Here is a 16,777-nt window from a genome sequence, read left to right on the forward strand (position 1 = left end):
TGGCCCCATGAACGGTCTTCCCGCCCGTCGTCTGCTCCTCGTGCACGCGCACCCGGACGACGAGTCGATCAACAACGGCGTCACCATGGCCAAGTACGCGGCCGAGGGCGCCCATGTCGCGCTGGTGACCTGCACCCTCGGCGAGGAGGGCGAGGTCATCCCGCCCGAGCTGGCCCACCTCGCGCCGGACCGCGACGACACCCTGGGCCCGTTCCGGGTCGGCGAGCTCGCCGCCGCCATGAAGGAGCTGGGGGTCGCCGACCACCGCTTCCTCGGCGGCACCGGCCGCTTCCGGGACTCCGGGATGATGGGCGCCCCGCAGAACGCCCGCCCCGGCGCCTTCTGGTCCACCGGCGTGGACGAGGCCGCCGGCCACCTCGTCGAGGTCATCCGCGAGCTGCGCCCGCAGGTCCTCGTCACCTACGACCCGGACGGCGGCTACGGCCACCCCGACCACATCCAGGCCCACCGCGTCGCCATGCGGGGCGCGGAGCTGGCCGCCGACCCGGCGTACCGCCCCGAACTGGGCGCCCCGCACGCCATCGCGAAGGTCTACTGGAACCGGGTCCCGCTCTCCGCCGTCGAGGAGGGCTTCGCGCGGCTGCGCGCACGGGGCGCCGCACTGCCCTTCCCCGGCCTCGCGACCCCGGCCGACGTGCCGGGCGTGGTCCCCGACGGGCGGATCACCGCCGAGATCGGCGACGCCGAGGGCGAGCGGGGGCTGGTGGAGGCCAAGGCGGCCGCCATGCGGGCCCACGCCACCCAGATCGCCGTCGACGGCCCGTTCTTCGCCCTCTCGAACGACCTGGCCCAGCCGCTGTTCGCGCGCGAGTACTACGAGTTGGCCGTGGGCGAGTCCGGGGCCCCGGACGGCGAGCGCGAGCGGGACCTCTTCGCGGGGGTGGGGGAGTGACCACGGCGATGACCGCGGGGCGGATCGCCGCCCTGCTGGGCCTGCTGGTCGCCGGGACGGCCACCGGCCTGGCAGGCTGGCTCGTGGTGGACCTGTGGTTCCCGGCCGGGCTGCTGCTCGCCGTGCTGGCCCTGCTCGGGCTGTTCCTCGGGGCCCGGATCGCCCTCGGCGGGGGGCTCGGCGTGGGCGTCGCGGCGGCCGGCTGGTTCCTCTCGTACGTCCTGCTCGGTGTCCCGCGCGCCGAAGGGGACTTCCTGCTCGGTTCCTCCGGAATGGGCATGTACGCATACCTTTTGGGGGGAAGTGCGGTCGCTGTGATCTGCGCCACGATGCGCGGGCCCGTGGAACCGCCGGTTTCGGCCTCGAAATCGGGCGGCTGACCGGCCGCCGAACTCCCGCTCCCCCTGATCGGGGACGGCTTGCGGGGGTTTGACGGACCCTCGGAGAGGGGTTCCGGGAGGGGTAAGAGGAACCTTTCATTCCCCTGGGACAGTTGCGTGCGGGCGGCGGCCAGTATGGTGGACGGGCCGCCGAGCTGCCCGCGCACGGCACGCGGGCGGCGGAGCCAACCGGGAGAACCTGCCTTGAGTCGTGAAACTGACAGTTCGTCCCCCGGGCCCCAAGGGCTCGGCGGGGCCGCCTACCCCTCGGGTACGCCGCCGTATGGAACCGGCCAGTCCGCGCCCACGTCCCCGCCGCCTCGGCCTGGCGCGGCGACCGCCCCGGAGGAGAATCCTGTGACTTCGAACCCGTCCACGCCCGACACCGACGGGCCGAAGACCGAGACCACCCTGACGACCCGGATCCGGATCAACATCCCGGGTTCGCGGCCCATCCCGCCCGTGGTCGTCCGCAAGCCCGTGAAGGACGCCTCCGCGGAGGCGGCGCCCGGCTCCGCGGAGCCCGAGCAGTCCCCCCGCGGCCAGGCTCCGGCCCCCCGCGGCCAGGCCCAGGCCCCCCGCGGCCAGGCTCCCGCCCCGCGCGGCCAGGCCCAGCCCCCCGTGCGCGCCGCCCTGCCGGCGCGGCCCACCGCCCAGACGCCCGCGCCGGCCCCGGCCGCCAAGGCCCCCGCCGAGCCGGCGTCGGACGGCGGCTGGTTCGCCCCGCGCAAGGCGGCGCCGCCCCCGCCCGCGGCCCCCGCCGCCCCGGCGCCCGCCGCGAGCTACGGCTCCTCCGCGCCCGGCCCCGGCAACGCCCCCGGCGGCGGTCCCGCCACCGGCCCCGGCAGCGGCTTCGACGCCGCCCCGGGCGGCGGCCCGCGCGGCGGCTCCGGCAACGGCTTCGACGCCGCCCCGCGCGCCGGCTCCGGCACCGGCCCGGGTGCCGCCCCGTTCGACGGCCCCGGCACCGGGGCGGGCTTCGCGCCCCCGGCGGCCCCCGGCCGCCCGCAGCCGCCCGCTCCGGCCCCCGGCACCGGCTCCGGCGCCGGGTTCGCCCCCGCCCCCGGCCCCGGCATCGGCGGCCCCGGCGCGGGCTCGGCCCAGGGGTACGCGGCGTACGACAACGGCCCCTCCACCGAGGCCTTCCCCGCCTTCACCGAGCCCGCCGGGCCGACCGGCGGGCCCGCCCTGGGCACCGTGCCCGTGGGCGCCGAGGAGACCCCGCGCTGGCCCGGCCCCGAGGCCCTGGACACCCCCGCCCCCGGCCCCCGGACCGGCCCGGCCGTCCCGCCCCCCGGCCCGCAGCCGCCCCTGCCGATGCCCGCCCCGGCCCCCGCCGGGAAGTCCGGCAAGCCCGGCAAGGCGGCCCCGGCCGGCAAGCCCGCCAAGAAGAAGGGCCGCTCCAAACTGGTCCTGCTCGGCGGGGGCCTCGTCGCCCTCGTCGGCGTGGCCTACGGCGCCGGGCTGCTCATGAACCACTCCGACATCCCCAAGGGCACCACCGTCCTCGGCGTGGACATCAGCGGCAGCCGCGACGACGCCGTCGCCAAGCTCCAGACGGCCTTCGGCAAGCGGTCCTCCACCCCGCTCCAGCTCAGCGTCGGCGGCAAGACCGTCGAGCTGAAGCCCGAGAAGGCCGGCCTGACCCTCGACAGCCAGACCACCGTCCGCAACGCCACCGGCAGCGACTACAACCCGATCACGGTCATCGGCTCGCTGTTCGGCGTCGAGCGCACGGCGTCCGCCGTCATGCCGGTCGACGAGGAGAAGCTGAAGGACTCCCTCCAGGAGCTCGCCGGCACCGCCGGCACCGCGTCCGAGGGCACCATCACCTTCGACACCGGCAAGGCCGTCGCCGTCCCCGGCAAGGCCGGCACCAGCCTGGACGTCGACAGCTCCGTGGACCGGGTCACCAAGGCCTTCCGCGAGCTCGTCGCGAACGGCAAGGCGGCCCCCGTCGAACTCCCCACCGCCACCAAGGAACCGACCGTCAGCCAGGCGGAACTGAACCGGGCCATGAAGGAGTTCGCCGAGCCCGCCATGTCCGCCCCCGTGACCGTCAAGGCGGGCACCAAGTCGCTGGCCTTCGGCGCCAAGTCCCTGCCCAAGATCCTCAGCATGCAGCCGGTGCAGGGCAAGCTCGTCGAGAAGTACGACCTGGAGGCCCTCAAGGCCACCTACGGCAACGCCTTCGACGGGGTCCTGATCACCCGGGGCACGGGCCAGAAGACCCCCGTCACCCCGCAGGACGTCGCGGGCGCCCTCGGCAGGGGCCTCGTCGGCAAGACCGCGGCCGAGCGCGTCGTGTCCATCGACACGAACGCCAACTGAGGTCCCGGCAGCCGCCGCGAGGAGCCCCTTCCCGGATCCCGGGAAGGGGCTCCCGCGTTTCCCGCACCCGCCCCGACCGTGCGTGTCACCCCGGCCGTATGACATCTGTCATGCAGCTGTCACGACTGACGACACTGCCGCCCCCACCCCGGTCCGGGAGAAGCTCGGTACATGACGACGACGACCGCGACGCAGTCCGGAGCCCCCGGACCCGCACGCGGTGCCGGCAGCGGCACCGTGGTGAGCTTCCAGAACGTGACCAAGAGCTACGGACAGGTCCGGGCCGTCGACGGGCTGTCCCTCGAACTGCACCCGGGCGAGACCGTGGCGCTGCTGGGCCCCAACGGCGCCGGCAAGTCCTCCACCCTCGACCTCCTCCTGGGCCTGCGCCCCGCCGACTCCGGCACCGTCCGCCTCTTCGGCACCACCCCCCGCGAGGCCGTCACGGCCGGCCGGGTCGGCGCCATGCTCCAGAGCGGCGGCCTGATGGAGGAGGTGACCGTGCGCGAGCTCGTCACCCTCGGCTGCGCCCTGCACCCCCGCCCGTACCCGGTCGAGGAGGTGCTCTCCCGCGCCGGCATCGAGGAGATCGCCGGACGGATGGTCAACAAGCTCTCCGGCGGCCAGGAGCAGCGCGTGCGCTTCGCGCTCGCCACCGCCGGCCACAACGACCTGATCATCCTGGACGAGCCGACCACCGGCATGGACGTCACCGCCCGCCAGGCCTTCTGGGCCACCATGCGGGAGCAGGCCGCCCAGGGCCGCACGGTCCTGTTCGCCACCCACTACCTGGAGGAGGCGGACGCGATCGCCGACCGGGTACTGGTCCTGAACAAGGGCCGGCTGCTCGCCGACGGCACCGCCGCCGAGATCAAGGCCAAGGCCGGCGCCCGGAAGGTCGCCTTCGACCTCGACGGCGAGATCGACCGCCAGGCCCTGCGCGCCCTGCCCGGCCTGACCTCCTTCGAGGTCAACGGCTCCACCGTGCGGCTCCAGTCGCGCGACGCCGACGCCACCGTCCACGCCGTGTACGCGCTCGGCCTCTACCCCCGCAACCTGGAGGTCGCGGGCCTCGGCCTGGAGCAGGCCTTCATCGCCCTCACCGAGGCCGAGGAGGCCGACGCATCGTGAACACCGGAACGCTGAACCTGGTCAAGCTGGAGATCTCCCGCGCCCTGCGGAACAAGAAGTACATCTTCTTCACGCTGCTCTACCCGGCCGCCCTCTTCCTGATGCTCGGCGGCACCCTGGACGGCACCACCAAGGTCATGGGCACCCAACTGACCATGCCCGCCTTCTACATGGTCGCCATGGCCTCCTTCGGCGCCCTGACCGCGGTCCTGGTCGGCAACGCCGAGCGCATCGCCAAGGAGCGCGAGAGCGGCTGGGTGCGCCAGCTGCGCCTGACGGCCCTGCCCGGCCACGGCTACGTGCTCGGCAAGACCGCCAGCGCGGGCGTGCTCTCGCTGCCGGCGATCCTGGTGGTCTTCGCGGTCGCCGCCCTGGCCAAGGGCGTCCGCTTCGAGGCCTGGCAGTGGCTCGCCCTGACCGGCTCCATCTGGGCCGGCAGCCTCGTCTTCGCCGCCCTGGGCGTGGCCATCGGCTACCTGGCCAGCGCGGACAACGTCCGGCCCCTGAGCATGCTCTTCTACTTCGGCCTGTCGATCCTCGGCGGCCTGTGGATGCCCACCGCCGCCTTCCCGCAGTGGCTCCAGGACATCTGCGAGTGGCTGCCGACCCACGCCTACGCGGGCCTGGGCCAGGCCATCGAGCTGGGCGGGGCCCCGCACGTCAAGGACGTGGCGATCCTCGCCGGGTACTTCGTACTGTTCACCGGTGCGGCCGCCTGGCTGTACCGCAAGGACTCACTGAAGGCGTAGGACCGTGGCGCTGACGCAGGAGGACGCGGACGCGAGCCCGCTGGGCCCGGCATCCGACACCGCCGTGCACCGGGTCGTCAAGACCCTCTGGAACGGCATCTGGCTCTTCTACCTCAGCGCCCCGGTCACCGACCTGGTGCGGGGCGGGCACAGCGCCGGGGCCCGGGTGCTCGGCGGGCTGGGCCTGCTGGCCTTCGTCTGCTGGTACCTCAGGCTGGTGTTCCGGCCCGACCGGCCGCGGCCGGTGCGGTCGGTCCTGCTGTCGTTGGCGCTGCTCAGCACCGAGGCCGCGGTGCTGTCGCTGTCCCTGGGCCGCGAGTGGCTGGTGCTGTTCGTCTACGTCTCCATCTCCTCCGGCGCCGCCCTGCCGGCCCGGGTGTCCCGCCTGACGGTGCCCGGCGCGACGGCGCTGCTGGCGGCGCTGGCCCTCACGGTGCCGGACGGCGGGGACTACCTGTTCGGCCTGCTGATCCCGTCCCTGATGGGCGGGTTCGCGATGGTCGGGGTCCGCGAGATGATCCGCACGACCGTGCAGCTGCGGCAGGCCCGGGCCACGGTGGCCCAGCTCGCGGCCAACGAGGAGCGCCTGAGGATGGCCCGCGACCTGCACGACCTGCTGGGCCACTCGCTGTCGCTGATCACGCTCAAGAGCGAGCTCGCCGGCCGGATGCTGCCCGACCACCCCGACCGGGCCGCCCAGCAGGTGGCGGACATCGAGAAGGTCTGCCGCCAGGCGCTCGTCGACGTGCGTGAGGCCGTCAGCGGCTACCGGCGGCCCACCCTGCCCGGCGAGCTCGCCGGTGCCCGTACGGCACTGGCGGCCGCGGGGGTCAAGGCCGACCTCCCCCCGGACTTCACCGACCCGGTCCCCGAGGAGCCGGAGTGCGCGCTGGCCTGGTCGCTGCGCGAGGCGGTGACCAACGTGGTCCGGCACAGCGGCGCCAAGCGCTGCACGGTCACCCTGACGCCCCGCCAGACCCTCGCCGGACCGGTGCTGGAGCTCTCGGTGACCGACGACGGCACGGGGGGCACCGCGGTCCCCGGCAACGGCCTGACGGGACTGACGGAACGTCTGGAGGCCGTCGGCGGCACCCTGTGGGCGGGCCCGGCAGGGAAGGCCGGCTTCCGCTTGTTGGCGAGGGTCCCCCTAGGATCCGCGTCATGACGGAAGCCACCGACACCGCCCGGCCCCCCATCCGCATCCTCCTGGCGGAGGACCAGTCCATGGTCAGGGAGGCCCTCGCGGCCCTCCTGGGACTGGAGCCGGACATCGAGGTGCCGGTCCAGGTGGCGCGCGGCGACGAGGTCGTGGCGGCGGCCCTGGCCCACGACGTGGACGTGGCCCTCCTGGACATCGAGATGCCGGGCATGACGGGCATCGAGGCGGCGGCGGCCCTGCGCCGCGCCCTTCCCGACCTCAAGATCGTCGTCCTGACCACGTTCGGCCGCCCCGGCTACCTCCGCGGGGCGATGGAGGCGGGCGCCTCGGCCTTCCTGGTCAAGGACGCTCCGGCCGCGCAGCTCGCGCAGGCCGTGCGCAAGGTCCTCGCGGGCGAGCGCGTCATCGACCCCACCCTCGCGGCGGCCGCCCTGGCGGAGGGCGCGAACCCGCTCACGGAGCGGGAGCGCGAGGTCCTGCGCGCCGCGGAGCACGGCGCGACCAACGCCGAACTCGCGGCCGCCCTGTCCCTCTCCCAGGGCACGGTCCGCAACTACCTCTCGACGGCGATCCAGAAACTCGCGGCCCGCAACCGCGCGGAAGCCGTCCGCGTGGCCCGCGAAAAGGGCTGGCTCTGACGGCGCGCGGTTCACGAGACTGCTCCGATGTTCAGAAAACTGTGGGCCGCGACCGCCGCGTCCAACCTGTCCGACGGCGTGAGCCTCGCCGCGGCGCCCCTGCTGGCGGCCACGATCACCCGCGACCCGGCCCTGATCGCCGGCATCAGCGTGGCCCAGCGCGCCCCCTGGCTGGTGCTGGCCTTCGTCTCCGGCGCGCTGGCCGACCGCCTCGACCGCCGGAAGGTGGCCCAGAGCGCGAACTGGATCCGGGCGGCGGCCTTCGCCACCCTGGCGGCGGCCGTCCTCACCGACACCCTGTCCATGCCCCTGCTGTACGCGGTCTTCTTCGCGATCGGCACCGCGGAGACCCTCTACGACAGCGTCTGCGCCGCATGGGTCCCGATGCTGGTCGGCCCCGAGGACCTGACCCGGGCCAACAGCCGCCTGCAGACGACCTACGTGGTCTGCAACGAGTTCGCCGGCCCGCCGATCGGAGGCTTCCTCTTCGCGGCGGCGGCCGCCGCGCCGTTCGCCGTGGGAACGGCCGGATACCTCGCCGCCGTGGGCCTGCTGGCCCTCGTCCCCCCGGTGCCGCGGCGCCAGGACGGGCCGGCCCCCGGGCGGCTCACCGCGAGGAGCGTCGGCCAGGACATCGCCGTCGGCGCGCGCTGGTACTGGTCCTCGCCCGTGCTGCGCGCCCTGAGCCTGGTCGCCGCCGTCGGCAACGCGGCCACGGCGGCGAGCTACGGCCTGCTCGTCCTGCTCGCACAGGACGAGCTCGGGGTCTCCGACCAGGGGTACGGCGTGCTGCTCGCCGCCGGCGCGATCGGCGCGGTCCTCGGCGGCACGGCGGCCGGGCGGGTCGGACGGTGGTTCGCCCCCGGCACCCTGATCCTGCTGGCCAGCCTGGTCTCGGCCGCCGCCACGGCGGGGCTGGGCCTGGCCGTCAGCCCGGCGGTGACCGTCGCCCTCATGGCCCTGGACGGGTTCGCGGTCCTGGTGCTCTCCGTCCACATGGTCACCCTGCGCCAGCAGATCGTTCCGGGCGACCTGATGGGCCGGGTCACCTCCGTCTACCGGGTCGTCGCGGTGGGCTCCTTCGCCCTCGGGGGCATCGCGGGCGGCGCGGTGGCCGCCGCGTTCGGCGTCCCTGCCTCCTTCTACGCCGGCGGGGCGGCCATCGCCCTCGCCGCCCTCCTGGTGCTGCCCGTCCTGAACAACGCGCGCCTGGCCGAGGTGCGCCGGCGGGCGGAGGCCGCCGCCGCACCCGCCGACGCGGCCCCCGTCAGTTGAGCAGGGCGCGGGCCGAGGAGGCCTCCGTGCGGATGCGGACCGCCGCCTCCGGGTCGACCGCGTCCATGACCACCGCGTACGCGTCCATCTCCGCCGCGCCCTCCTGGAAGGAGCCCCGCTCCACCAGCAGCCGCGCCCGCTCGTAGCGCAGCGCCGCCGGGTGCGACGGCAGCAGCAGGGACAGGTCCAGCGACCACAGGGCGACCGCCGAGTGCTCCGGCCGGGCCGACGCCCAGGCCCGGATGTTGCCCAGGACGCGCAGGACGATGTCCAGGGTGCGCGCGGGCGTCCGCGGACCCCGCGCGAGCTCCGCCGGGCCCGCGCCCAGCGAGGCGCCGCCCGCGAACGGGTCGACCACCACCCCCTCCTCCGGGTCCCCGAAGCCCACCGTGAAGTGCCCCGGCAGCCCCAGCCCGTACACCGGCGCCCCGGCCCGCCGCGCGACCTCCAGCCAGACCACCGACAGCAGGATCGGCAGCCCGCGCCGGCGCCGCAGCACCTCGTGCAGGAGCGAGGACTCCAGCCGGTCGTAGTCCTTCGGGGTGCCGTGGAAGCCCAGCCGGCCGCCCAGCAGGTCCGTCACCGCCGCCGCCCAGGCCTTCGCCCCGCGCAGCCCGTACGGCAGCATCCCCGCCAGCCGGTCCAGCTCGATCTGTGCCCAGTCCATGACCCGTTCGTCGAGCTCCGGGTCCGCCTCCGCCGCCAGCAGCAGGCACAGCTGCGCCAGGTCCGGCCGCTCGGCGCGGGCCTCCGCCGCGAACAGCTCCCGCGAGGCCGCGCTCACGCCCCGGCTCCGGCACGGAAGTGGTGGTAGGCGTGGTGCGTGGCGAAGCCCATGCCGTCGTACAGGGCGCGCGCGGCCGGATTGTCCGTCTCCACCTGGAGCCAGGCCGCCGACGCGCCCTCCTCCAGCGCCCGCCGGGCCAGCGCCGTCATCACCGCCGTCGCGAGCCCCCGCCGCCGGTGCTCCGGGTCGACCGCCACCGCACCGAAGCCGGCCCAGCGGCCGTCGGCCACGCACCGCCCGATCGCCCGGCCGCCGTCCAGCGAGGCGAACCACACCGACGGGCCCTCCACCAGCATCCGCCGCGCCAGCCCGGGATCCCGGACCTTGCCGTAGCGGCCGAGCCACTCCGCGTCCGGCTCGCGGGTCAGCCGGACCCCCGACACGTCCGCGTCCTGGTCGGCCAAGGGGGCCAGACCCCCGGTCCGGACCTCCGCCGAGACCTCGTTGACCCAGCCGCGCCGCTCCAGCTCCGCGCAGAGCAGCTCCTGGGTGCCGGCGGCGCCGGTCGCGGCCTGCACGTAGGCCGGCAGGTCCCGGCGCGCGTACCAGGCCGTCACCCGCGCGAGTGCTTCGTCCAGGGGTATCCCGGGATCGCCGAGCGGCAGCACCGAGTTGGCCCGCCGGGTGAACCCCGCGGCCGCCCGCAGCGTCCACCCGCCCAGCGCTTCGCTCTCCAGCGGCTGCCAGGCCCGCGCGGTGACCCGGGCCAGCTCCTCGAAGGAGGCCGCGGGACCCCTGCGGCGGGCCGGCGCGGCCGGCACCACCTTGCCCGCCACCAGCGCGGATTCCGGGATGTGGACGGACACCCCGTCCTTGCGTGTGATCGTCAGCACACCACCGGTCCATGATGTGAGAACGCCGACCGCGTCGGTGAAGGCGGGGGAGCCGCCCACCGGGTCCTGCACCCGTCGCACAGAGACTCGTTTACCCACGTCAGCCGGGGTAATACGGATTTCCAGCAGTCCACCGGCAGTGATTTCCACAGCTCTGTCCGCCCCTCCTGTTCGGATCGTGCCCGGGAACGGAGATACTAGGTGCGGGCATCGACGACGCCGCGCTCCCGCGCGAATGGACAGCCCTACCGAGGAGGAACGAGAGCGTGACCTACGTCATCGCGGAGCCTTGTGTCGACGTCAAGGACAAGGCATGCATCGAAGAGTGCCCCGTCGACTGCATCTACGAGGGCCAGCGGTCCTTGTACATCCACCCGGACGAGTGCGTCGACTGCGGCGCGTGTGAGCCGGTGTGCCCGGTCGAGGCCATCTTCTACGAGGATGACACCCCGGAGGAGTGGAAGGACTACTACAAGGCGAACGTCGAGTTCTTCGACGAGCTCGGCTCGCCCGGTGGTGCCTCCAAGCTCGGTCTGATCGAGCGCGACCACCCCTTCATCGCCGCGCTGCCCGCCGGCATCAACGGCGAGCACTGACCGTTCACGGCAGACGCGCCTCTCGGTCCCGTACGGCACTCCTGCCGCGCGGGACCGAGCCGTTTTCCCGCACCTTTCCGTCCCTGAGAGAGAGCAGAGCACCGTGGCCGCAGTTTCCGACCGTCTTCCCACGTTCCCCTGGGACAAGCTGGAGCCGTACAAGAAGACGGCGGCGGCCCACGAGGACGGCATCGTCGACCTGTCCGTCGGCACGCCCGTCGACCCGGTGCCCCGGCTGATCCAGGACGCCCTGATCGCCGCCGCCGACTCCCCGGGCTACCCGACGGTGTGGGGCACGCCCGCGCTGCGCGACGCGATCACCGGCTGGCTGCGCGGCCGCCTCGGCGCGAGCGCCGCCGGACACCGCAACGTGCTGCCCGTGGTCGGCTCCAAGGAGCTCGTCGCCTGGCTGCCGACCCAGCTCGGCCTGGGCGCCGGCGACAAGGTCGCCTACCCCCGCCTCGCCTACCCGACCTACGAGGTCGGCGCGCGCCTGTGCGGCGCCGAGGCCGTCGTCTACGACGACCCTACCGAGCTCGACCCGGCCGGCCTGAAGCTGCTGTGGCTCAACTCCCCGTCGAACCCCACCGGAAAGGTGCTCGGCAAGGAGGAGCTGGTCCGGATCGTCGCCTGGGCGCGCGAGCACGGGATCCTCGTCTTCAGCGACGAGTGCTACCTGGAGCTCGGCTGGGAGGCCGAGCCGGTCTCCGTCCTGCACGACGACGTCTGCGGCGGCTCCTACGAGGGCCTGGTCGCCGTCCACTCCCTCTCCAAGCGCTCCAACCTCGCCGGCTACCGCGCCGCCTTCATCGCCGGCGACGAGGCCGTCCTCGCGGAGCTGCTGGAGATCCGCAAGCACGGCGGCATGATGACCCCGGCCCCCGTCCAGGCCGCCGTCGTCGCCGCCCTCGGTGACGACGCGCACGTCGCCGAGCAGCGCGACCGCTACGCCGCCCGCCGCGAGGCGCTGCGCACGGCCCTGGAGGCGCACGGCTTCCGCGTCGAGCACAGCGAGGCCAGCCTCTACCTGTGGGTGACCCGCGACGAGCCCTGCTGGGACACCGTCGCCCACCTCGCCTCCCTCGGCATCCTGGTCGCGCCGGGCGACTTCTACGGCGAGGCCGGCGCGACGTTCGTCCGCGTCGCCTTCACCGCCACCGACGAGCGGGTCGCGGCCGCGGTCAAGCGCCTGGGCTGAGCGGTCCGGGGGGCCGCCCGGCCGGTGAACGCCCCGAGGGGCCGGGAGCTGTGCGCTCCCGGCCCCTCGGCGCTGCGTCCGCGGCGGGCTCAGCCCTGCAGCGGCAGGGAGCCCAGCGGCAGCGCGCCGACCGGCAGGTCGTGGCCCACCGGCAGCTGCGACACCGGCAGGCCGCCCAGCATCCGGCCCGCGCCGCCGGCCACGTCGGCGGCGGGGGCGGCGGCCGGGACGGCCTTGGTGGCGGTGCCCGCGACGTCGGCGGCCGCGCCGGTGGCGGCCCCGGTGGCGGCGGTGGCGTCGGCACTGTCCGGGGCGGCGAGCGTGCCCAGCTGCGGCACGGACTCCAGGCCCGCGGCGCTGGCCGCGCCGGCCGCACCGACCACGGGAGCGGTACCGGCTGCGAGGAGAAGCGCGGCGCGGGCGATCCGGCGGGTCAGGGGGAGGGACATGATGCTCCTAAGCGGTAGCGGCTGAGTACGCCGTGTACAACCGCTCCCGGGGTGCGCCGAGTTGCGGACCCGCCGGGTAAAGGATCGGTAACGCATCGTTTAATCGGCTTCCGTGACAAGCCCATCGGACCGGTGCCCACCAGGGCTTCTGTCCTCCCGGGCCCCGCCCGCCCGGACGCCGGGCCATCCCCTCCCGGGTGACGGTCCGCACGCGCGAGCGGTCCCCGTCCCGTCGGCGGGACGGCGCCCGGCACACCCGCGCGCCCCCTCGCCGGGGCGGTGGGGCCCGCGGGGACGGCTCAGCGGGCGCTGCGGGCCAGGAAGATCCGCAGCTGGCCCGGGGGGGCGTCGTACGGGTCGGGGGCCGAGCCGCCCTTCGTGCCGCCGGCCGCCCCGCGCTTCCACTCGCCCCGGTTCTGGCCCGCCACCCAGGCGGAACCGTCGTACGAGACCCGGGAGATGCCCAGCTCCTTCGAGCGGGCCACCGCCCAGTGGGCCATCGCCCGGCCGCGCCGGGCCTCGCCCGGACCGCCGCCGCCGTCCTTCAGCCACAGGTCCACCTCGGCCTCCGGGACGGCGGCCGGGGCGTCCGCGGCGGGGCTCGCCGCCGGGGCGGCCGCGGCGCTCGGCGCGGGGCCGGCGCTCGGCGCGGCCCCCGAGCCGGTCTTCCCGCCGGCCTTCGGGACGGCGTGCACCGCCGGCCGGCCGGTGGACAGGGCCTCCTTGCCGAACGCCCGCCCCAGCTCCGTGCGCACCTTCTCCGGGTCGCCCTTCAGCGGCGCCGGTCCCACGCAGGCCAGGGTGGCCTGGGTCTCGCCCTCGCCGAAGGCGGCCGTCACCACCGTCGCGTCCGGCTCGTGCTTGGCGTACGCCTGCGGGAACCCGCTGAGCTGCACCCGCTGCGCGGCCACCGTCAGCGGCAGCCGGGTGTAGCCCTTCACCTCGACGAGCCGGTCGTAGAAGATCCCCGCCGAGTACACCGGGTCCATGATCTGCTCCGGGGTGCCCCAGCCCTGCGAGGGCCGCTGCTGGAACAGGCCCAGCGAATCCCGGTCGCCGTGGTCGAGGTTGCGCAGCCCCGACTCCTGCATCGCCGTCGCCAGAGCGATCGTCAGGGCCCGGTCCGGGAGGCCCTTGGAGATGCCGACGGCGGCTATGGTCGCGGCGTTCGACGCCTGCTCGGGGCTCATCTCGTACGTCTGCACGGCCCCTCCGGAGCCGCCGCCCGCGCCCTTCGCCGTGACCGTGCAGTGCGGGGCGCCGGCCCCGCCGTTGGAATAGTGGTGCACCAAGACGTACCCGATCACCGCGAGCAGGACGGCCAGACCCACGGCCGCGCGGAGCGGCCCGCGGCGGCGGGGACGGGGGCGATCGGTCTCGGACACGCGGCCCACCGTACTTGAGGCCGATAACGCGTCCACCGACCGGACGCTCCCGGTACCCGCCCATCCCGGGGCGTTAGGGTCGGTTCATGTCCGAATCCGAGCTCGACCTCACCCTCGACGCTGCCGGGCTGACCGCCCGCCTCGTCGACATCCCCTCCGAGAGCGGCGACGAGAAGGTGCTCGCCGACCTCGTGGAAGACGCCCTGCGCCGCCTTCCGCACCTCACCGTCGACCGCCACGGCAACAACGTCGTCGCCCGTACGGACCTCGGCCGCGCCGAGCGCGTCGTACTCGCCGGCCACCTCGACACCGTGCCGATCGCCGACAACGTCCCGTCCCGCCTGGACGAGAACGACGTCCTGTGGGGCTGCGGCACGACGGACATGAAGTCCGGGGTCGCCGTACAGCTGCGGATCGCCGCGACCGTGCCCGAGCCGAACCGCGACCTCACCTTCGTCTTCTACGACCAGGAGGAGGTCGCCGCCGACCTGAACGGACTCGGCAAGGTCGCCGCGGCCCACCCCGACTGGCTGGCCGGCGACTTCGCCGTGCTGCTGGAGCCCTCCAACGCCGAGGTCGAGGGCGGCTGCCAGGGCACCCTGCGCGTCCTGCTGCGCACCCGAGGCGAGCGCGCCCACTCGGCCCGCAGCTGGATGGGCTCCAACGCCATCCACGCCGCGAGCCCGATCCTCGCGAAGCTGGCGGCCTACGAGCCCCGCAAGCCGGTCATCGACGGCCTGGAGTACCACGAGGGCCTCAACGCCGTCCGCGTCGAGGGCGGCGTCGCCAACAACGTGATCCCGGACGCCTGCACGGTCACGGTCAACTTCCGCTACGCCCCCGACCGCAGCGAGGCCGACGCGCTCGCCCACGTCCGGGAGGTCTTCGCCGACTGCGGCGTCGACGAGTTCGTGGTCGACGACTCCTCGCCCGGCGCCCTCCCCGGCCTGTCCCACCCGGCGGCCGCGGCGTTCATGGAAGCGGTCGGCGGCCAGGCCATGCCCAAGTTCGGCTGGACGGACGTCTCCCGCTTCAGCGCGCTCGGCGTCCCGGCCGTCAACTACGGTCCGGGCGACGCGCTGCTCGCGCACAAGGTCGACGAGCGGGTCGAGACCAAGGCGATCCTGCACTGCGAGGAGCGACTCCGCGCCTGGCTGACCTCGTAAATTCCCCCTCCCGTCACTTTTGTGCGCCTAACCTGATCCAACGATCAGCAGGAGGGAGCACATCATGGGCAACTCCGAAGGAAACGGACGGCGGCGCCCCGAGGAGCAGCAGCTCGGGCCGGTGCTGCGCAGGCGGGGCCAGGTGCAGGCGGGCAGCACGACGGACCAGCGGCTGCTGGACTCGGCCGGCCCCTCCGAGTGGGTGCACACCGACCCCTGGCGGGTCCTGCGCATCCAGTCGGAGTTCATCGAGGGCTTCGGCACGCTCGCCGAGCTGCCGCCGGCGATCAGCGTGTTCGGCTCGGCGCGCACCGCGGTGGACTCGCCGGAGTACGAGGCCGGCGTACGGATCGGCAGCGCGCTCGTCGAGGCCGGCTTCGCCGTCATCACCGGCGGCGGACCGGGTGCGATGGAGGCGGCCAACAAGGGCGCCCGCGAGGCGAACGGCGTCTCGGTCGGCCTCGGCATCGAGCTCCCCTTCGAACAGGGGCTCAACCAGCACGTGGACCTCGGGCTGAACTTCCGGTACTTCTTCGTCCGCAAGACGATGTTCGTGAAGTACAGCCAGGGGTTCGTGGTGCTGCCGGGCGGGTTCGGCACCCTGGACGAGATGTTCGAGGCGCTGACCCTGGTGCAGACGCAGAAGATCACCCGGTTCCCCATCGTGCTCTTCGGCACGGAGTACTGGGGCGGGCTCGTCGACTGGCTGCGCAACACGGTCATCGCCCAGGGCAAGGCCTCGGAGAAGGACCTCTACCTCTTCCACCTCACGGACGACGTGGACGAGGCGATCGCCCTGGTGACGAAGGAAGTCGGCAAGTAGCCGCGGGGTAGGCGCCCCGGCGCGCAGGGACCACACCGCCGCCCGGCGGCCGACCGCCGGGGACGGGGTGGCCCGCCCCCGGCGCGGGGGCGGCGGCTCAGGCCAGGCCGCGGCGGGCGACGGCCGGCGGGCGGTGGCCCTGGATCGAGCGGACCATGTCCAGGACCTGCCTGGTCTCCGCGACCTCGTGGACCCGGTAGACCTGCGCGCCGAGCCAGGCCGAGACGGCGGTGGTCGCCAGGGTGCCGAGCAGCCGCTCCTTGACCGGCTTGTCGAGGGTCTCGCCGACGAAGTCCTTGTTGGACAGCGAGACCAGTACCGGCCAACCGGTTCCGGTCATCTCCGCCAGGCGGCGGGTGGCTTCCAGTGAGTGCCGGGTGTTCTTCCCGAAGTCGTGGCCCGGGTCGATCATGATCGACTCCCGCGGCACGCCCAGGGCCTCCGCCCGCTCCGCGAGCCCGACCGTGACGCGCAGGATGTCCTCCATCACGTCCTCGTACGCGGTCCGGTGCGGCCGGGTCCGCGGCTCGACCCCGCCCGCGTGGGTGCAGACGATGCCCGCCCCGTAGCGGGCCGCGACCTCCGCCAGCTTCGGGTCCACCCCGCCCCAGGCGTCGTTCAGCAGGTCCGCCCCGGCCTCGCAGACGGCCTCGCCGACCTCGTGCCGCCAGGTGTCCACGCTGATCACGACGTCCGGGTGGCGGCGGCGCACCTCCGCCACGAAGCCGACCGTCCGCCGGGCCTCCTCCGCAGCGTCCACGTGCTCGCCGGGCCCCGCCTTCACCCCGCCGATGTCGATGATCGCCGCGCCCTCGGCCACGGCCCGCTCCACCCGGTCCAGCGCGGGCTGGTCGCGGAAGGTGGCGCCCTGGTCGTAGAAGGAGTCAGGGGTCCGGTTCACGATGGCCATGATCACCGGCTCGTGGGTGTCGAACTCGCGCCTGCCCAGTCGCAGCATCCCGCT

The 16,777-nt window shown here is 74.5% G+C and carries 17 protein-coding genes; 12 read left to right on the forward strand and 5 right to left on the reverse strand.

What is annotated here, in order from left to right:
* Positions 1 to 7 precede the first annotated feature (7 nt).
* The 8 genes from mshB (at position 8) to ACIRBY_RS08340 (ending at position 8,576) form a co-directional block, all read left to right on the forward strand.
* Positions 8 to 913, forward strand: coding sequence for an N-acetyl-1-D-myo-inositol-2-amino-2-deoxy-alpha-D-glucopyranoside deacetylase (gene mshB, locus ACIRBY_RS08305; RefSeq protein ID WP_403897804.1), 906 nt, complete (start codon positions 8 to 10; stop codon positions 911 to 913).
* Complete coding sequence (locus tag ACIRBY_RS08310; protein ID WP_403897807.1) at positions 910 to 1,293, forward strand: DUF6113 family protein; 384 nt, start codon at positions 910 to 912, stop codon at positions 1,291 to 1,293. The genes mshB and ACIRBY_RS08310 overlap by 4 nt, the downstream gene beginning before the upstream one ends.
* A gap of 357 nt (positions 1,294 to 1,650) precedes the next feature.
* Positions 1,651 to 3,624, forward strand: a complete 1,974-nt coding sequence (locus ACIRBY_RS08315) for a hypothetical protein (protein WP_403897810.1) — start codon at positions 1,651 to 1,653, stop codon at positions 3,622 to 3,624.
* A 171-nt stretch (positions 3,625 to 3,795) separates the two neighbouring features.
* Positions 3,796 to 4,755 carry an ABC transporter ATP-binding protein gene (locus tag ACIRBY_RS08320; RefSeq protein ID WP_366452633.1) on the forward strand — a complete coding sequence of 320 codons (960 nt, stop codon included), beginning with the start codon at positions 3,796 to 3,798 and terminating at the stop codon, positions 4,753 to 4,755.
* Positions 4,749 to 5,504, forward strand: a complete 756-nt coding sequence (locus ACIRBY_RS08325) for an ABC transporter permease (RefSeq protein ID WP_403898248.1) — start codon at positions 4,749 to 4,751, stop codon at positions 5,502 to 5,504. The genes ACIRBY_RS08320 and ACIRBY_RS08325 overlap by 7 nt, the downstream gene beginning before the upstream one ends.
* 40 nt (positions 5,505 to 5,544) lie before the next feature.
* Positions 5,545 to 6,669 carry a sensor histidine kinase gene (locus ACIRBY_RS08330; RefSeq protein ID WP_403898249.1) on the forward strand — a complete coding sequence of 375 codons (1,125 nt, stop codon included), beginning with the start codon at positions 5,545 to 5,547 and terminating at the stop codon, positions 6,667 to 6,669.
* The gene (locus ACIRBY_RS08335; RefSeq protein WP_403897814.1) at positions 6,666 to 7,301 is read left to right on the forward strand and encodes a response regulator; all 636 of its coding nucleotides are present in this window, start codon (positions 6,666 to 6,668) and stop codon (positions 7,299 to 7,301) included. Before ACIRBY_RS08330 ends, ACIRBY_RS08335 begins: the two co-directional genes overlap by 4 nt.
* Positions 7,302 to 7,328: 27 nt before the next feature.
* Positions 7,329 to 8,576 carry an MFS transporter gene (locus ACIRBY_RS08340; RefSeq protein WP_403897817.1) on the forward strand — a complete coding sequence of 416 codons (1,248 nt, stop codon included), beginning with the start codon at positions 7,329 to 7,331 and terminating at the stop codon, positions 8,574 to 8,576.
* Here ACIRBY_RS08340 and ACIRBY_RS08345 read toward each other — a convergent pair.
* Both ACIRBY_RS08345 and ACIRBY_RS08350 read right to left on the reverse strand, forming a co-directional pair.
* Entirely contained in the window at positions 8,569 to 9,360 is a 792-nt protein-coding gene (locus ACIRBY_RS08345; RefSeq protein ID WP_403897819.1) for a transglutaminase-like domain-containing protein, read from the reverse strand. The two genes, ACIRBY_RS08340 and ACIRBY_RS08345, sit on opposite strands and share 8 nt — an antisense overlap.
* A complete protein-coding gene (locus tag ACIRBY_RS08350) occupies positions 9,357 to 10,346 on the reverse strand; it encodes a GNAT family N-acetyltransferase (RefSeq protein ID WP_403897822.1) in 990 nt (329 codons plus the stop codon). The genes ACIRBY_RS08345 and ACIRBY_RS08350 overlap by 4 nt, the downstream gene beginning before the upstream one ends.
* A 116-nt stretch (positions 10,347 to 10,462) precedes the next feature.
* Here ACIRBY_RS08350 and fdxA point away from each other — a divergent pair, with 116 nt between their 5' ends.
* On the forward strand, positions 10,463 to 10,792 hold the full coding sequence (fdxA, locus tag ACIRBY_RS08355) for a ferredoxin (RefSeq protein ID WP_030713714.1): 330 nt from the start codon (positions 10,463 to 10,465) through the stop codon (positions 10,790 to 10,792).
* Between the two features lie 103 nt (positions 10,793 to 10,895).
* Positions 10,896 to 11,990 (forward strand): succinyldiaminopimelate transaminase, encoded by a 1,095-nt coding sequence (gene dapC / locus ACIRBY_RS08360; protein WP_403897825.1) that lies wholly within the window; start codon positions 10,896 to 10,898, stop codon positions 11,988 to 11,990.
* 89 nt (positions 11,991 to 12,079) lie between these two features.
* On the opposite strand, the gene ACIRBY_RS08365 is transcribed toward dapC, so the two are convergent.
* Both ACIRBY_RS08365 and ACIRBY_RS08370 read right to left on the reverse strand, forming a co-directional pair.
* Positions 12,080 to 12,439, reverse strand: coding sequence for an ATP-binding protein (locus tag ACIRBY_RS08365; protein ID WP_403897828.1), 360 nt, complete (start codon positions 12,437 to 12,439; stop codon positions 12,080 to 12,082).
* Between the two features lie 299 nt (positions 12,440 to 12,738).
* Positions 12,739 to 13,833 carry a hypothetical protein gene (locus ACIRBY_RS08370; RefSeq protein ID WP_403898252.1) on the reverse strand — a complete coding sequence of 365 codons (1,095 nt, stop codon included), beginning with the start codon at positions 13,831 to 13,833 and terminating at the stop codon, positions 12,739 to 12,741.
* A 77-nt stretch (positions 13,834 to 13,910) separates the two neighbouring features.
* On the opposite strand from ACIRBY_RS08370, the gene dapE reads away from it, so the two are divergent.
* Positions 13,911 to 14,990 carry a succinyl-diaminopimelate desuccinylase gene (gene dapE, locus ACIRBY_RS08375; protein WP_403897831.1) on the forward strand — a complete coding sequence of 360 codons (1,080 nt, stop codon included), beginning with the start codon at positions 13,911 to 13,913 and terminating at the stop codon, positions 14,988 to 14,990.
* A gap of 64 nt (positions 14,991 to 15,054) precedes the next feature.
* On the forward strand, positions 15,055 to 15,813 hold the full coding sequence (locus ACIRBY_RS08380) for a TIGR00730 family Rossman fold protein (protein ID WP_403897834.1): 759 nt from the start codon (positions 15,055 to 15,057) through the stop codon (positions 15,811 to 15,813).
* Between the two features lie 97 nt (positions 15,814 to 15,910).
* On the opposite strand, the gene folP is transcribed toward ACIRBY_RS08380, so the two are convergent.
* Entirely contained in the window at positions 15,911 to 16,771 is an 861-nt protein-coding gene (gene folP, locus ACIRBY_RS08385) for a dihydropteroate synthase (RefSeq protein ID WP_403897837.1), read from the reverse strand.
* Between the last annotated feature and the right edge of the window lie 6 nt (positions 16,772 to 16,777).

The sequence above is a fragment of the Streptomyces sp. NPDC096136 genome (assembly GCF_044763325.1).
In the GTDB taxonomy this organism is placed as follows: Bacteria; Actinomycetota; Actinomycetes; order Streptomycetales; family Streptomycetaceae; genus Streptomyces.

Excerpts from the sequence above, each read along its gene's own strand:
- mshB (WP_403897804.1), top strand. The coding sequence starts at position 8 with ATGAACGGTCTTCCCGCCCGTCGTCTGCTCCTCGTGCACGCGCACCCG.
- ACIRBY_RS08320 (WP_366452633.1), top strand. The coding sequence starts at position 3,796 with ATGACGACGACGACCGCGACGCAGTCCGGAGCCCCCGGACCCGCACGC.
- ACIRBY_RS08335 (WP_403897814.1), top strand. The coding sequence starts at position 6,666 with ATGACGGAAGCCACCGACACCGCCCGGCCCCCCATCCGCATCCTCCTG.
- ACIRBY_RS08340 (WP_403897817.1), top strand. The coding sequence starts at position 7,329 with ATGTTCAGAAAACTGTGGGCCGCGACCGCCGCGTCCAACCTGTCCGAC.
- ACIRBY_RS08365 (WP_403897828.1), bottom strand. The coding sequence starts at position 12,439 with ATGTCCCTCCCCCTGACCCGCCGGATCGCCCGCGCCGCGCTTCTCCTC.
- dapE (WP_403897831.1), top strand. The coding sequence starts at position 13,911 with ATGTCCGAATCCGAGCTCGACCTCACCCTCGACGCTGCCGGGCTGACC.
- ACIRBY_RS08380 (WP_403897834.1), top strand. The coding sequence starts at position 15,055 with ATGGGCAACTCCGAAGGAAACGGACGGCGGCGCCCCGAGGAGCAGCAG.
- folP (WP_403897837.1), bottom strand. The coding sequence starts at position 16,771 with ATGCTGCGACTGGGCAGGCGCGAGTTCGACACCCACGAGCCGGTGATC.